Genomic DNA, 14,884 nt, shown 5'->3' with positions numbered 1-14,884 from the left:
ACTCCTATGGGACAAGGCAATATTATAGGTTACGAGATCAATGAAAAGACCTGTCAGATCAGTTTTTATAATGAAGAAATGGCAGAGCCGGAGACGATGGAAGTAGATGCGGATAATTACCAGATCCCTCTGGTCATCGGAAAGCTGCGTGATACCTGGGCATACGGAAAAGAAGCAAAACGTCTGGCCAGCTTGAAAGAAGGATTCACCGTAAACCGGTTACTGGATAAAAGCCTGGCAGGGGAAAAAATTGAATTTGGAGAAGAATCCTATGAAGCAGTGTGGCTGCTTGCTAAATTTATCGAACTGTCGCTTCAGTCGTTTCCCAAGATCAACGGGATCGTGTTCAGCGTTCCGGAGCTGACGGAAGAGCTGGCGCAGATGCTGCGGGGAATCGCAGTACGGATGAATATTGATAAACGGCATATTTTCATTCAGGATTACAAAGAGAGTTTCTGCAATTATCTGTTTTATCAGCCAAAAGAACTCTGGCAGTATGAGGCGGCGTTGTTTTGCTGTGACAGAAATGAGATTAAAGCGTATATGCTCAGAAGGCTGAAGCCGGGGCTTGGAGGCGGAAAGACGATTTTTGTGACAGTGGACGAAGTGGCAAGTGCACATATAAAAGAACTGGCAGCCGTGTATCCGGTGCTCAATGCGGACAAGGCAAAAGATGCGGATATGAGATTCTGCCGGTTTATTGAAGGCGTGTTTGACAAGCGGATCGTATCTTCGGTCTTTCTGACCGGAGAGGGATTTGAGAATAACTGGTATCCGACTTCTCTGAGAGTCCTGTGCAATGGAAGAAGGGCGTTTATCGGAAACAATCTGTACAGCAAGGGTGCCTGTTATACCGCATACCGCAAGATGTTTATGCACATTGAGGATCCGGTTTATCTTTCCGAAGACAAGCTGACAGATCAGATCACTGTGAATATGCGGGTGAATGGACAGGAGATGTGGTATCCGATCGTATCCTGGGGATCGCACTGGTATGAATCCAACAATCAGTGGGAAGTGCTTTTAGAGGATACAGAAGATATCGAGCTTCATATTGAGTCTCTGGTACAGGGTACGTTAAAGACGGAGGTGATCCCGCTTGGAAGGCTTCCCAAGAGAGGCGAGTATTCCATGCGGCTTCAGATCGAGACGTTATTTTTAGATGAAAAAACATGTAAGATCACGGTGCGGGATGTAGGATTCGGAGAGTTTTTCCCGCCGACCGATTTTCAGGAAGAGAAGATTATACATTTAGGAGGAAATGATGGGAAGTTTAATTCTATGTCATGATCAGCATGCGGCCCATCCGTATGAAATTACGAGGATCCACTGTAAGATATTTACAATGGAAGAGCTGTGCTATTATCTCTGCAATAATCTCTACCTGATCGATTATACGATTATGAACGAGCAGCTGTGCGGATGGCTGGAAGAGGACATCGGGAAAAGGGAGCTTGCAGACCAGCTTCGGGATGTGATCCGGATGCGGGGAAGTGTGGAAAAATTTGTACTCACGATTTTGAAGAGTTCCGGAATCTACAAGGAAGCGGAGATGATCCGAATCCAGAATGTTCTGGAGCGGCTCAAAAACCAGAAGGACATTGAGCGGCAGAAATACAAAGGAGACAATCTTCTGGAAAGTGGAGAAGTGGAAGAAGCGATCCTTGTGTATCAGGCAATCTTAAATGAAGGGGAGGATGAGAATACAGATCCCAAGTTTTATGGAAAGATCTATGCAAGTCTGGGGTCTGCCTATGGAAGAATGTTCCTCTATCAGCAGGCGGCACGGATGTATGACAGGGCGTATCAGATCTGCGAAGATCCAAAGTTGTTAAAGCCGTATTTGTATGCGTCTTATAAGTATATGTCGATGGAGGAATATCATATCCTTCTTACGAAAAATGACACCTATGCGGAGATCAATACAGAGCTGCGCAGCGAGATGAAAGAAATCCGGGAAGGAATCCAGATGGAGATGTCAGAGCAGCTGACAGACAAGTGGAAACAGCAGTACCGGAGGAGTCACATATAGAGTATTTAGTAAAAGTATCCAAATCAGAGTGATCAGATTTGGATATTTTTTTGGATTAATGCGATTGATTTTGACTGAAAATGATTATATTATAAGGATAAAGGAAACGAAAATGATTGAAAATGAAAGAAAGGATGAGGAAAATGCTGGCAGAAGAGCGGTTTCGCGAAATTCTTAAGATCGTAAACGAAAAAAAAACAGTGACTGTAACAGAGCTGACAGAACTTCTGGATACTTCAGAGTCTACGATCAGAAGAGACCTGACACAGCTTCATAAAAGAGGAGCCTTGTTGAAAGTCCACGGGGGAGCAACTGTACTGAATGGGGCATATACGACAAAGGATGCAAAGGTTTCAGAAAGAGAGGGGCTGTATGTAGAGGAAAAACGCAGCATTGCAAAGCTGGCAGCGGCTCTGATCGGTCAGGAGGATTTTGTTTATATCGATGCAGGAACGAGCACAGCGTCATTGGCAGAGGCGATTTCAGAGAGGGAGGCCGTGTATGTGACGAATGGAATTCTGCATGCAAAGTGTCTGGCAGAAAAAGGCTGCCGGGTGTTTTTGCCGGGAGGCGAGCTGAAAGAGGATACACAGGCTTTAGTCGGAGGAGCTGCGGTAGAGTGGCTGAATAAGTATAACTTTACAAAAGGCTTCTTTGGCACGAATGGAATTCATCTGGAGAAAGGGTATACGACACCGGATATCAGCGAAGCACTGGTAAAAGAAGCTGCAATGAAGAGATGCAGAGAGGCATATGTTCTGGCAGATTCGAGCAAATTCGGTCATGTATCATCCGTCACATTTGCGAGGTTTGAAGATGCACAGATCATTACGGATCATATCAGTGATCCGGTATTTCAAACATGCAGTAATATAGAGGAGGCAGAATCATGATTTATACAGTGACATTCAATCCATCATTAGACTATGTAGTACAGGCAGAACAGCTGGTGCCGGGAGAAATCAACCGGACAACAAGTGAAGCAGTTTATCCGGGAGGAAAAGGAGTCAATGTTTCTGTGATCCTTTCCAATCTGGGTCTGGAGAGTACAGCATTTGGATTTACTGCGGGATTCACAGGAAAAGCATTGCAGGAGATGCTCCTGGAGTTTGGCGCAAAGACAGATTTTATACCGCTTGCAGACGGGCAGACAAGGATCAATGTCAAGATCAACGCAGGACAGGAGACAGAGATCAACGGACAAGGACCAAAGATTACAGAAACAGCGATCCAGGAGTTGTTTGAGAAGCTGAAATCCTTGAAGGCAGGAGATGTACTGGTTCTGGCGGGCAGTATTCCGTCGACTCTGCCGGAGAATATTTATGAATGGATTCTGATGTGTTTGAAAGATAAGGATGTCAAAGTTGTGGTAGATGCTACAAAAGATCTGCTGTTGAATGTATTGAAATATCATCCGTTTTTGATCAAGCCGAACAATCATGAACTTGGAGAAATGTTCCAGACGACGCTTACTACAGAAGAAGAGATCATCGCTCATGCGAAAAAGCTGCAGGAAAGAGGTGCAAGAAATGTACTGGTTTCTATGGCAAAAGACGGAGCGATCCTTGTGACAGAAGACGGTGAGATATACAAAAAGCAGCCGCACAATGGCACGGTTGTAAATTCTGTCGGTGCCGGAGATTCTATGGTGGCAGGATTTCTGGCGGGATATCTCAATACTGGCTCTTATGAGCGTGCACTGGAGCTTGGAACTGCAGCGGGAAGTGCGACGGCATTTCAGTCCTGGCTGGCATCCAGGGAGGATATTGTAAAACTGCTGGACAGACCGTACAGCGAATATCAGATTTGAAAGGGAAAAGGTATGAAAATCACGGATCTTTTGAAGAGAGAAAGTGTGGAGCTTTCCAGAACACCCGAAAGTAAGGGACAGGCCATTGATCAGATGGTAGAACTGATGGCAAAAGGAGGAAATATCAACGATCTACAGCGTTATAAAGAAGGTGTGTTAAAGAGAGAAGAGGAAGGAACGACAGGGATCGGAGGGGGAATTGCCATTCCTCATGCAAAGACAGATGCCGTCAGTGCACCGGGTCTTGCTACGATGCTGGTTCCTCAGGGTGTGGATTATGATGCACTGGACGGACAGCCGGTACATATGATTTTTTTTGATCGCAGCACCGAATACAGAATATAATGTGCATCTGGAAGTACTCAGCCGTCTTTCCATGTTTTTAATGGATGACGAATTTCGGACAAATCTGCTGGATGCAGCGGATGTAACAGAATTTCTGGCACACATTGATGAGGCGGAGAGAAAGAAATTTCCTGAAGAGTACGGAGAAGAAAAACAGACGCAGGATCAGCCGGAAGAGGGATACCGGGTACTGGCAGTTACTGCATGTCCCACAGGGATTGCCCACACATATATGGCGGCGGAAAGCCTGGAAAACAAGGCGAATGATGTTCCCGATTCTGGCAGGATATATCGCCATGGCGCTTGCGGACAGACCGGCATTGATGCCCGGAATCGTAGGAGGTCTTCTGGCAAAAAGCGGTATGACAATGGCTGCAGAGGAGGCCGGCTGGGTGTCTTCTGGTTTCTTTGGCGCACTGATCGCAGGTTTTGCGGCAGGACTGATCATGCTCGGTTTAAAGAAAATTCTGGAAAAGCTTCCAAAAGCGCTGGAGGGAACAAAGCCGATGCTTTTGTATCCGTTTTTGGGAATCGCGGCAATGGGAGCCCTTATGGTATTTGTGGTCAATCCGCCGGTCGGAGCGTTCAATGAGTGGCTGAATCAGGTGCTGGCAAGTATGGGAGAATCCAGCAGAGTCCTGCTCGGAGCAGTGCTTGGAGGTATGGTTCCGCCGATCGGAATTGCTCTGGCGACACTGTTTTTTAAAAACCGGTTTACAAAGAGTGAACAGCAGACAGTGGCAACGAATTTCATTATGGGACTTTCCTTTATCACAGAGGGGGCAATCCCGTTTGCAGCTTCCGATCCGCTGCTGTTTCTGGCTGCCGTTGCGGCAGGTTCTGTCGTGGCAATGCTTGGAATCGTTCTGCTGAAAAAACTGCTTGCAGCAAAGTGAGAAAATGTGCAAAAAAATCAGAACAAAAATTGCGAAAAGTGATAAATAAAGCACAATATATAAGAACATCTTATTTATCTGTTGAGAAATAAATAATAAGCCACAGGAAATACAAGGCAGAGGGAATATTGATTTTCCCTCTGCCTTGTATTATAATCTATCTGCGGGATGTGCCGATAATCCCAGATCGAGTGAATGAAATTTAAGAAAAAGGACAGGTGTGAACGTATGAAAAAATTAGAACAGCTTTACGAAGGAAAAGCAAAGAAAGTATTTGCGACAGAAGATCCGGACGTTGTGATCGTAGACTATAAAGATGATGCGACAGCATTCAATGGAGAGAAGAAAGGAACAATCGTAGGAAAAGGTGTGATCAACAACCGTATGACAAACTACATTTTCCAGGTTCTGGAAAAAGAAGGTGTTCCGACTCACTATGTAGAAGAACTCAGCGACCGTGAGACAGCTGTAAAAAAAGTGGAGATCGTACCACTTGAAGTGATCGTCCGCAATGTGGCAGCGGGAAGCTTTTCTAAAAAACTCGGTATCGAGGAAGGAACAAAATTGTTAGCACCTACTTTAGAGTTCAGCTATAAAAATGACGATCTTGGAGATCCGATGATCAATGATTATTTTGCAATTGCAATCGGAGCTGCAACAAGAGAAGAGATCGACAAGATCACAGAGTACACATTCAAAGTGAATGAAGTCTTAAGAAAATTCTTTGATGAGGCAGGAATTGAACTGATCGACTTTAAAATCGAATTCGGACGTTTCCATGGAGAGATCATCCTTGCAGATGAGATTTCACCGGATACATGTCGTCTGTGGGATAAAGAGACCCATGAAAAACTGGACAAAGACCGTTTCCGCAGAGATATGGGAAATGTAGAAGACGCATATCAGGAAGTCTTCAGACGTATTGGAATTAAATAGAAGGAGTTCATCCATGAGTGATTTTGAAAAAGTGGTAACAGGGCTGGGAGAAGAATGCGGAGTATTTGGCGCATATGATATGGACGGACAGGATGTTGCGTCTTCCATTTATTACGGACTCTTTGCACTCCAGCACAGAGGTCAGGAAAGCTGCGGCATCGCAGTAACTGACACATACGGACAGCGCAAGGTGCTGTCACGTAAAGGGTTGGGGCATGTAGATGATGTGTTCAACGAAGAGACATTACGTGAATTGAAAGGCAATCTGGGAGTAGGACATGTACGGTATTCTACAGCGGGAGGTACCCGTGTGGAGAATGCACAGCCTCTGGTAATCAATTATGTAAAAGGAACTCTGGCTATCGCACACAATGGAAATCTGGTCAATGCAGTGGAGCTTCGGGAGGAATTGTCAAAGACAGGTGCAATTTTCCAGACGACTATTGATTCAGAGGTTATTGCTTATCATGTGGCAAGAGAGCGTCTGAATGTTTCTAAGGCAGAAGATGCAGTAAAAAATGCTATGAAGAAGATCAAAGGAGCCTATGCGCTGGTGATCAGCAGTCCGAGAAAGATGATCGGGGCAAGGGATCCGTTTGGATTGAAACCACTCTGTATCGGAAAACGGGACAATACGTATTTTCTGGCATCTGAAAGCTGTGCGATCGCAGCAGTCGGGGCAGAGTTTGTAAGAGATGTCCTTCCGGGTGAGATCGTAAGTATTACAAAGCATGGCATGTCTTCGGACATGAGTATGGCGCTGCCGGAAGAAAAACGTGCGAGATGTATTTTTGAATATATTTACTTTGCAAGAACAGACAGTACGATCGATGGAGTCGGAGTCTATCATTCCAGAATTGTTGCTGGAAAAGCACTGGCACAGTCTTATCCGGTAGAGGCAGATCTGGTGGTTGGTGTTCCAGATTCCGGCCTTGTGGCTGCCATGGGATATTCACAGCAGTCCGGGATTCCTTATGGAACCGCGTTTCATAAAAACAGTTATGTAGGACGTACATTCATTAAGCCGAAACAGAGTGAGCGTGTGTCCAGTGTGAAGATCAAGCTGAACGTGATTCCGGAAGTGGTAAAAGGGAAGCGGATCGTTATGGTGGATGATTCCATTGTTCGAGGAACGACCTGTGCAAATATCATCAAGATGTTAAAGAAAGCAGGAGCGACAGAAGTACATGTGAGAATCAGTTCTCCGCCGTTTTTACATCCGTGCTATTTCGGAACAGACGTGCCGTCTAATGAGCAGCTGATCGCGCACTCTCATACAACAGAGGAGATCTGTGAGATGATCGGAGCAGACTCTCTGGGCTATATGGAAGTAGAAAAATTAAAAGATATGGTAGGCGATCTGAAGTTTTGTGATGCCTGCTTTACAGGAAATTATCCGATGGAGGTGCCGGGAGAAGATATCAGTCTGGCATTTGAATAGGAAAAAAGGAGAATACGATTATGAGCAATGACCGTTATGTAAGTCCGTTGTCCGAGCGCTATGCAAGCCGTGAGATGCAGTACATCTTTTCACCGGACAAAAAGTTCAGAACCTGGAGAAAACTCTGGATCGCACTGGCAGAGACAGAAAAAGAACTGGGACTGAATATTACAGACGAGCAGATAGAAGAATTGAAAGCGCATGCGGAGGACATCAATTACGATGTTGCAAAAGAGCGTGAGAAAGTAGTAAGACATGATGTTATGTCACATGTGTATGCATATGGTGTGCAGTGTCCGAAAGCGAAAGGAATCATCCATCTGGGAGCAACCTCCTGCTATGTAGGGGACAATACAGATATGATCGTAATGTCAGAGGCTTTAAAGCTGGTGAGAACAAAACTGGTCAATGTGATCGCAGAACTGGCAAAATTTGCAGATGCACAGAAATGTCAGCCGACACTTGCATTCACACATTTCCAGCCGGCTCAGCCAACTACGGTAGGAAAGAGAGCGACTCTCTGGCTGCAGGAATTTGAGATGGATCTGGAAGATCTGGATTATGTTCTGGGAAGTTTAAAACTTCTTGGATCCAAAGGAACGACAGGAACCCAGGCAAGCTTTCTGGAGCTGTTTGACGGAGATCAGGAGACGATTGATAAGATCGATCCAATGATCGCAGAAAAGATGGGATTTAAGGCATGTTATCCGGTATCCGGACAGACTTATTCCAGAAAAGTGGATACAAGAGTATTGAATGTACTGGCCGGAATTGCGGCAAGTGCGCACAAATTCTCTAATGACATCCGACTTCTTCAGCATTTGAAAGAAGTGGAAGAGCCGTTTGAGAAGACACAGATCGGTTCTTCTGCCATGGCATATAAGAGAAACCCGATGAGAAGTGAAAGAATCGCGTCTCTTTCCAGATATGTGATGATCGATGCATTGAATCCGGCAATCACCTCTGCGACGCAGTGGTTTGAGAGAACACTGGACGATTCTGCAAACAAGAGACTGAGTGTGCCGGAAGGATTTCTTGCAATCGACGGAATCCTGGATCTGTGCCTGAATGTTGTGGACGGGCTTGTAGTATATCCGAAAGTCATCGAGAAACGTCTGATGTCAGAACTTCCGTTTATGGCGACAGAGAATATCATGATGGATGCGGTAAAAGCCGGAGGAGACAGACAGGAGCTGCATGAGAGAATTCGTGAGCTTTCCATGGAAGCCGGACGCAATGTCAAAGAAAAAGGTCTGGACAACAATCTTCTGGAGTTGATCGCAGCGGATCCTGCGTTCAACATGAGTCTGGAAGAGCTGAAAGAGACGATGGAACCGCAGAAATATGTAGGTCGTGCGAAAGAGCAGGTAGAGTCGTACTTAAATAATGTGATTTATCCGCTTCTGGAGGAAAATAAAGAAATTCTCGGAGTAAAAGCTGAGATCAATGTTTAGTTTTGCCATAACAGGCAAAGGAGAAGGAGTGTTGCAAAAGAGCAGCATTCCTTTTTCGCATACCAAAGAAAAAGCAGGGAGAATGGAAAAAGAATGAGAACAAGTGGCGATTGCGTTTGGGAGAAACAGCATATCTGGAACATACCGGATGGATTAAAGAAAGTGATTGCAGGAGTTGTGACGGTCAGCCTTTTGGTTGGAATCGGTGATGCCGTCAGTATGGTACCGTTACAGGAAGATATGAGGTCATATGCTGCGACTGCGGGTGAAACGATACGATGGAGTGTTCCGATCCGGTTGGGACAGATGGTAAAACAGGAGAGTATCCGGACCTATACACTGGCAGAAATGGAGAAACATGTGCAGATAGAAACGGAGAAAGTAGCTGAAGCTTCGTCAGCCATGCCACAAGAAGAAGCGGTAGAACCGGTGGAGACAGTGCAGAGTCAGACTATACAGCCAGTGATTCCTGAGACGATGCCGGAAGAAATTGTGAATACCTTACCAGGGGAAGATATGACACAGGAAGAGTCTCCGGCAGAGGCGTATATATATTATCAGGGGTTCAAAATTGATCAGGAGGGAATGATCTGTGGATTTGACCCTGCAAAAAGCGAGATGATGGATGGATATCTGGAACTGCCGTCAGAAAATTGTATTGGAATTCGAAGAGGAACGTTTTCGGGAGTTGGAACCGGCATTTTTGAAATTTATATTCCGGAGAATATTCAGAATATAGAAAACGGTGCGTTTTCTGAACTGGGAGAACTGACATGGATCGAAGCAGGAGGCACAGGTGAATATACGGCAAGAGATGGGATTTTATTTTCCGGAACAGAGCTGGCAGCGTTTCCTGCCGGAAGAACTGGAATTTTTGAGATGCCCAAGGATGTGACTTCGATCCGTGCATCTGCATTTGCCAATACAAACCTGGATAAAATAGATATGAGAAACTGTATTTCGATTTTGTGTGATGAAGGAATATTCGGAGACGGGGCAGGCTGCGAGATCATGGAGGGGAAGAATGGAATATAAACAGATATTGAATATTGCGGTTCTTGCAGGAGAAATCATGCTCAGAAGTGGAGCGGAGACCTATCGTGTGGAGGATACCATGAAGCATATTCTCAACACCGCGAGAACAGAAGTGGCAGAGGCATTTGTTATGATGACAGGGATTGTTGCTACTTTGGATAATCCGGACATGGAAATGCTCACCGCTATGCGCAGAGTTCATGACCGCGGGACGAATATGCATCGTATTGTGCAGGTAAATGAAATATCCAGAAGATACTGCAGGGGAGAGATGACAGTTGAGGAAACATATAAAGAGTTGAAACAGATCAAGGGAAAACAGTATTCAGTGGCGGTATATAATCTGGCGACGATTCTGGTTCCGGTCGGGTTTGCTCCTCTTTTTGGAGGGGGAGTGAAAGAGACTCTGGTCTCTGCGGCAGTAGGATGTATCCTGGCATTTTTGATTACACTGGGCAAAAAAATCCAGATGAGCAGCTTTATTTTGAATGCAATCTGTGCATTCGGGGTAGCAGTGACAGCTGCCTGTGTGAATAGGGTTACATCCGGCTGGAATCTGGATATCGTGATCATCAGTTCTCTGATGCCCCTGGTGCCAGGTGTAGCGATCACCAATGCGATCCGGGATACGCTGCGGGGGGATTATATTTCCGGAGGTGCCAGGATACTGGAGGCATTTTTGACAGCAGCTGCAATCGGGCTTGGAGCAGGTACCGGGATGATTTTTGTAGGAGGTATCGTATGAGTGTGTTGATGGGAGTGGTGGGAAGTTTTGTTGCGATCATTGCGTTTTCTGTACTTTTGGAGACACCCGGAAAATATCTGTGGCAGACGGGTGTGGTCGGAGCAATAGGAGGCGGTGTTTATCTGCTTTGTACACACCGTGGAGTGGATGTGGTGCCGGCTTCTTTCTTTTCTGCGCTGGCAATTGCGTTTATGGCACATCTTTTTGCAAGGATTTTCAAAGCGCCGGTGACGGTGTTTCTGATTGCAGGAATCCTGCCGACCGTGCCGGGGGCCGGAATGTACAGAATTGCCTATTCTATCGTTGCCAATGACAGGGCAGGATGTGCCTATTATCTGCTGCAGACACTGGAGATTGCGGGGATGATTGCACTGGCAATTTTTATTGTGGATGCCATTTTCCGGGTTCACATCCCCTTGTCAAGGCGGAATAGTTAAGATATAATAGAAAAGATGACGTAAATAGAAAATGGAGAAGATAAAGATGAGTAAAGTAAGAACAAGATTTGCACCAAGTCCGACAGGACGGATGCATGTAGGAAATCTGCGTACAGCATTATATGCATATTTGATCGCAAAACACGAGGGTGGAGACTTTATCCTCAGAATTGAAGATACAGACCAGGAGAGATTCATGGAAGGAGCACTGGACATCATTTACCGTACTCTGGAAAAGACAGGTCTCATTCACGATGAAGGACCGGACAAGGATGGTGGATATGGTCCGTATGTGCAGAGCGAGAGAAATGCTTCCGGAGTGTATTTGAAGTATGCAAAGCAGCTGGTAGAGCAGGGCGACGCGTATTACTGCTTCTGTGATAAAGCACGCCTGGATTCCCTGAAGACTTCTGTTTCTGAAGACGGAACAGATATCGTTGTGTATGACAAGCACTGTCTGGGGCTGAGCAAAGAAGAGGTAGAGGCCAATCTGGCAGCAGGAAAACCTTGGGTGATCCGTCTGAACGTACCGAATGAGGGAACAACCACATTCCACGATGAGATTTACGGAGATATCACGGTTCCGAATGCAGAACTGGATGATATGATCCTGATCAAATCCGATGGATTCCCGACTTACAATTTTGCGAACGTGATCGATGACCATCTGATGGGAATCACACACGTTGTCCGCGGAAATGAATATCTTTCCTCTGCACCGAAATACAACCGTCTGTATGAGGCATTTGGATGGGAGATTCCGGTTTATGTACACTGTCCGTTGATCACGGATGAGAACCATAAAAAACTAAGTAAACGCTGCGGACATTCTTCCTATGAAGATCTGATCGAGCAGGGATTCCTTTCAGAAGCAGTGGTCAACTATGTGGCACTTCTTGGATGGAGCCCGTCGGACAACCGCGAGATCTTTTCGCTGGAGGATCTGGTAGAGGCATTTGATTACCGCCATATGAGCAAGTCACCGGCTGTATTCGATCCGGTAAAACTCAAATGGATGAACGGGGAATACATGAAAGCCATGGAGGAAGACAAGTTCTATGAGATGGCAGAGCCGTATCTGAAAGAAGTCATCACAAAAGACTATGATCTGAAAAAGATTGCGAAGATGGTGAAGACCAGAATTGAAATCTTCCCGGATATTAAAGATCAGATCGATTTCTTTGAAGAGCTGCCTGAGTATGACACTGCTATGTATACACACAAGAAGATGAAGACAAATGCAGAGAATTCTCTGGAAGTTTTAAACGATGTCCTTCCGATCCTGGAAGCACAGGAAGATTACAGCAATGACGCGTTGTTTGAAACATTAAAAGGATATGTAACAGAAAAAGGAGTGAAGATCGGATTTGTAATGTGGCCGATCCGAACAGCGGTATCCGGAAAACAGAACACACCGGGCGGTGCGACAGAACTGATGGAAGTTCTCGGAAAGGAAGAATCCTTAAAGAGAATCCGTGCCGGTATCGCATTACTCCAGGCAAATTAGAAAGAGGTATTTATGAGTTTTAATCAGGCTCAGCAGGAGGCGGTCTCTCACAATGAGGGACCGTGTCTTGTTCTTGCGGGACCGGGTTCCGGAAAGACGCTCACGATCGTGGGCAGGATCCAGAAGCTGATCCAGACGTATCATGTAAGTCCGGAAGAGATTCTGGTCATCACATTTACCAAATATGCAGCAGTGGAGATGAAGAACCGCTTTTTTTCAGCGATGAAGGGGACTCGCCCTGCTGTCACCTTCGGAACATTTCATGGAATTTATTATGGGATTTTAAAGTGGGCATATCGGTTCGGACCGGAGAATATTCTGTCAGAGGAAGAAAAACGGCAGATGCTGCTTCAGATCGTCAACAGAAAAGAGATTGATGAATTTGAAGAGGAAGATTTCCTGAAAGAAATTATTTCTGAGATCGGGATCGTGAAAAACAACGGGCTGAAGATTGAAGAATATGAGACGACGATCTGCGGGAAGGAAACTTTCCGGGAGATATACAGAGAATACGAAAGAAAACGGAACGAAGAGCGGAAAATTGATTTTGATGATATGCTGCTGCTGTGCAGAGACCTGTTCATAAAACGGCCGGATATTCTGAAAAAATGGCAGGAGAAGTTTCGCTATATTCTGATCGATGAATTTCAGGATATCAATCAGGTGCAGTATGATGTCATCCGGATGCTTGCGGCGCCTGAAAACAATCTGTTTGTGGTAGGAGATGATGACCAGTCGATCTATGGATTTCGCGGAGCGGATTCCAGACTGATGTTTCAGTTTCAGAAGGACTTTCCAGATGCAAAACAGCTTCTCCTGGATGTAAACTACCGGTCTTCGAAAAATATTGTCAAAAATTCTCTGAAAGTGATCGCAAACAACGAGGTACGGTTTGACAAAAAAATCCGGGCATGGAAAGAAAGTGGGGAGACACTGCATGTACAGGAAGTGAAAGATCCGGTGGAGGAAGCTTCTTATGTGGTGGAACAGATCAAAAAACAGATGGAAACAGGAATTTTGGCAGAGGAAATCGCAGTACTCTTTCGTGTTCACACAGATGCGAGGGCGGTTGTGGAAGCTCTGATCGATGAAAAGATTCCATTCCAGATGCGGGAACATCTGCCGAATCTGTACAATCATTTTATTGCAAAAGATATTATGGCATATTTCAGGCTGGCAATGGGGCAGCGTGAGCGCAAAGATTTCCTGCAGGTCATGAATCGTCCGAAACGGTATCTGGGAAGAGACTGCCTCCCGGGAAGAGTGGTTTCTTTTGAGGAGATGCGGAAATTCTATTGTGATAAAGAGTGGATGCAGGACCGGATCGACCAGTTTGAATGGGATTTGAAAATGCTTGCGAAAATGGCTCCATATGCGGCAATCCAGTATTTGAAGAAAAAAATCGGATATGACGAATTTCTGCGGGAATATGCGACTACGAAAAACATGAAAGCTGCGGATTTAAGAGAAGTACTCTCTGAGATTGAAGAGGCGGCAAAGCCGTTTCAGACGATGGAAGAGTGGTTTGTCCATGTGGAAGAATATACGGAAGCACTGAAAAAGAAAGAACAGCAAAAAGAACAGAACCAGGAGGGTGTCCGTCTGATGACATTGCATGCGTCCAAAGGGCTGGAGTTTCATACGGTGTTTTTGATCGAGGCAAACGAGGGACGAATTCCATATCAGAAAGCAGAGAAAGAGCAGAATGTAGAAGAAGAGCGCAGGCTGTTCTATGTGGGAATGACCCGGGCAAAAGATGTGCTGAAAATCACATATGTGAAAATAAAAAACGGAAAGGAGATCTCTCCTTCCCGCTTTGTAGAGGAACTGTTCGAGGGCGTCTGACTTACTCAGCGTCAAGATCGATCTCGTCAAATTCCAGGGAATCCATCCACTCATCGAATTTGTCGGCAGCAGCATCGTACTCGTCGTCATCTTCGATGTTTTCCAGGTTCGGCTCACCGTCTTCTGTCTCAGAGAAACGGTAGATGTACACATCGCTTTCTTCGGACTCTTCTCCGTTCTCATCGAGCGGAAGGAGTGCGATGTACTGTCTGCCGGCTGCTTCGTAGATCGTCAGGACGGCACACTCCAGTGTCTCGTCATTGTCCAGTGTCAGAGTAACTGTTACACCTTCGTTTTCATTCATTGTTTCATTCATGTTTTCGCTCATAGCACGTTCTCCTTTTTTCTTGATATGCCTACTCTAACAAAAACCAGAGGAAAAAGCAAGAAAAACATCAGGT

13 protein-coding genes and 1 pseudogene are annotated in these 14,884 nt (G+C 45.5%); 13 read left to right on the top strand and 1 reads right to left on the bottom strand.

What is annotated here, in order from left to right; genetic code table 11:
* The first annotated feature begins 6 nt into the window (after positions 1–6).
* The 13 genes and pseudogenes from FXV78_RS17340 (at position 7) to FXV78_RS17280 (ending at position 14,483) form a co-directional block, all read left to right on the top strand.
* Positions 7–1,290: a DUF5716 family protein gene (locus FXV78_RS17340; RefSeq protein WP_004842626.1), complete on the top strand. Its 1,284-nt coding sequence runs from the start codon at positions 7–9 to the stop codon at positions 1,288–1,290.
* Positions 1,265–2,032, top strand: coding sequence for a hypothetical protein (locus FXV78_RS17335; protein ID WP_009244382.1), 768 nt, complete (start codon positions 1,265–1,267; stop codon positions 2,030–2,032). Before FXV78_RS17340 ends, FXV78_RS17335 begins: the two co-directional genes overlap by 26 nt.
* A 143-nt stretch (positions 2,033–2,175) precedes the next feature.
* Positions 2,176–2,925, top strand: a complete 750-nt coding sequence (locus FXV78_RS17330; RefSeq protein WP_009244381.1) for a DeoR/GlpR family DNA-binding transcription regulator — start codon at positions 2,176–2,178, stop codon at positions 2,923–2,925.
* Positions 2,922–3,842, top strand: a complete 921-nt coding sequence (gene pfkB / locus FXV78_RS17325) for a 1-phosphofructokinase (RefSeq protein WP_004842630.1) — start codon at positions 2,922–2,924, stop codon at positions 3,840–3,842. Before FXV78_RS17330 ends, pfkB begins: the two co-directional genes overlap by 4 nt.
* 12 nt (positions 3,843–3,854) lie before the next feature.
* A pseudogene (locus FXV78_RS18920) lies at positions 3,855–5,083 on the top strand (fructose PTS transporter subunit IIA).
* A gap of 228 nt (positions 5,084–5,311) precedes the next feature.
* Positions 5,312–6,019 carry a phosphoribosylaminoimidazolesuccinocarboxamide synthase gene (gene purC / locus FXV78_RS17315; protein ID WP_009244379.1) on the top strand — a complete coding sequence of 236 codons (708 nt, stop codon included), beginning with the start codon at positions 5,312–5,314 and terminating at the stop codon, positions 6,017–6,019.
* 13 nt (positions 6,020–6,032) lie between these two features.
* Positions 6,033–7,460, top strand: coding sequence for an amidophosphoribosyltransferase (gene purF, locus FXV78_RS17310; RefSeq protein ID WP_004842639.1), 1,428 nt, complete (start codon positions 6,033–6,035; stop codon positions 7,458–7,460).
* A gap of 20 nt (positions 7,461–7,480) precedes the next feature.
* The gene (gene purB / locus FXV78_RS17305) at positions 7,481–8,914 is read left to right on the top strand and encodes an adenylosuccinate lyase (protein ID WP_022037167.1); all 1,434 of its coding nucleotides are present in this window, start codon (positions 7,481–7,483) and stop codon (positions 8,912–8,914) included.
* A 93-nt stretch (positions 8,915–9,007) separates the two neighbouring features.
* Positions 9,008–9,949: a leucine-rich repeat protein gene (locus FXV78_RS17300; protein ID WP_004842644.1), complete on the top strand. Its 942-nt coding sequence runs from the start codon at positions 9,008–9,010 to the stop codon at positions 9,947–9,949.
* Complete coding sequence (locus FXV78_RS17295; RefSeq protein WP_004842647.1) at positions 9,939–10,694, top strand: threonine/serine exporter family protein; 756 nt, start codon at positions 9,939–9,941, stop codon at positions 10,692–10,694. The genes FXV78_RS17300 and FXV78_RS17295 overlap by 11 nt, the downstream gene beginning before the upstream one ends.
* On the top strand, positions 10,691–11,131 hold the full coding sequence (locus FXV78_RS17290) for a threonine/serine exporter family protein (RefSeq protein WP_004842649.1): 441 nt from the start codon (positions 10,691–10,693) through the stop codon (positions 11,129–11,131). Before FXV78_RS17295 ends, FXV78_RS17290 begins: the two co-directional genes overlap by 4 nt.
* Positions 11,132–11,177: 46 nt before the next feature.
* Entirely contained in the window at positions 11,178–12,638 is a 1,461-nt protein-coding gene (gene gltX / locus FXV78_RS17285; RefSeq protein WP_009244376.1) for a glutamate--tRNA ligase, read from the top strand.
* Between the two features lie 12 nt (positions 12,639–12,650).
* Complete coding sequence (locus FXV78_RS17280) at positions 12,651–14,483, top strand: ATP-dependent helicase (protein WP_004842654.1); 1,833 nt, start codon at positions 12,651–12,653, stop codon at positions 14,481–14,483.
* Position 14,484: 1 nt separating this feature from the next.
* Here the strand turns inward: FXV78_RS17280 and FXV78_RS17275 are convergent, their stop codons facing one another.
* Positions 14,485–14,811 (bottom strand): DUF1292 domain-containing protein, encoded by a 327-nt coding sequence (locus FXV78_RS17275; RefSeq protein WP_004842655.1) that lies wholly within the window; start codon positions 14,809–14,811, stop codon positions 14,485–14,487.
* Between the last annotated feature and the right edge of the window lie 73 nt (positions 14,812–14,884).

This window comes from Mediterraneibacter gnavus ATCC 29149 (assembly GCF_008121495.1).
Classification (GTDB): Bacteria; Bacillota; Clostridia; order Lachnospirales; family Lachnospiraceae; genus Mediterraneibacter; species Mediterraneibacter gnavus.
The sequence above is the reverse complement of the archived record's forward strand: the minus strand, read 5'-3'. Positions and strand labels throughout refer to the sequence as shown.